General features: G+C 62.2%; 1 protein-coding gene. It reads left to right on the forward strand.

Annotation, left to right across the window (positions count from 1 at the left end; genetic code table 11):
* A partial coding sequence (locus B0O95_RS15170) for a non-ribosomal peptide synthetase (protein WP_146064134.1) occupies positions 1 to 1,370 on the forward strand: 1,370 nt, incomplete at both ends.

The following is a 1,370-nucleotide window of genomic DNA, read 5'->3' on the forward strand; positions in this document are numbered from 1 at the left end:
GAGCGGCATCGGCTGTTGGTCGAGTGGAATGCGACGCAGCGGGACTATCCGGCGCACTTATGCATCCACCAGTTGTTCGAAGCGCAGGTCGAGCGCACGCCCGAGGCGCCAGCGCTGGTGTTTGAAGCGCAGACGCTGAGCTATGCGCAGCTGAATGCCCGGGCCAATCGCCTCGCGCACCAGTTGCTCGAGTGGGGCGTCAAGCCCGATGCGCGGGTGGCGATCTGCGTGCAGCGCAGTCCCGCACTGGTGGTGGGGCTGCTGGCGATTTTGAAAGCGGGTGGCGCGTATGTGCCGCTCGATCCAGCGTATCCGGGTGAGCGCTTGGCGCACATTCTGGCTGATGCGGCACCGAACATTGTGCTCGCGGATGCGGCCGGGCGCGCTGCGCTGAGCGACGTGGCGCTGGCCGAGTGTACGGTGCTCGATCCGACCATCCTGCCGGCGTTGCCGGACACGAATCCGTCGGTGGCGGGCCTGACGGCCCGGCATTTGGCGTATGTGATCTATACGTCGGGCTCGACCGGCACCCCGAAGGGCGTGATGGTCGAGCATCGGGGCGTGGTGAACCTTGCTCTGGCGCAGATCGCCTGTTTTGGCGTGCAGCCAGCCAGCCGCATTGTGCAGTTTGCGTCGTTCAGCTTTGATGCGAGTGCCTCCGAAATCTTGATGGCCTTTGGCAGCGGTGCAGCGTTGTATCTGCCACCCGAGACGGCCCGGCATGATCGGCATGCGCTGTGGGACTATTTGGCAAGCCATGCAATTACGCACGCGACTTTACCGCCTGCACTGCTTCAACATGGCGCAGATTTGGCCAGCTTTGGTTGGTCCTTGACGCTGATTCTGGCAGGTGAAGCCCCCAGTGCAACGTTGATTCGAGACTTAGCTGAACAAGGCACGGTCTTTAATGCCTACGGCCCCACGGAGACAACCGTTTGTGCCACAGCATGGCATGGTGCACGTGACTTCAGCGGTGAGGTCCCGATTGGCCGACCAATTGCGAACACGCGCGTTTATCTGCTTGACGCGCATGGGCAGCCGGTGCCATTGGGGGCGGTCGGTGAGTTGTATATTGGTGGCGCCGGGGTCGCACGCGGCTATCTGAACCGTCCGGAGTTGACCGCTGAGCGCTTTGTGCCTGATCCGTTCTCAGAGGACGCTAATGCGCGGCTGTATAAGACCGGTGATGTGGCGCGTTATTTACCGGACGGCAATCTGGAATTCTTGGGCCGCAACGATGAGCAAGTCAAGGTCCGCGGCTTTCGGATTGAACCCGGTGAGATCGCAGCGTGCTTAATGGCGCATCCGCAAGTGCGTGATGCGGTGGTGCTGGCAACCGGTGAGGGCTCGGCTAAGCGGCTGGTGGCGTA

Source organism: Mycetohabitans endofungorum (assembly GCF_002927045.1).
In the GTDB taxonomy this organism is placed as follows: Bacteria; Pseudomonadota; Gammaproteobacteria; order Burkholderiales; family Burkholderiaceae; genus Mycetohabitans; species Mycetohabitans endofungorum.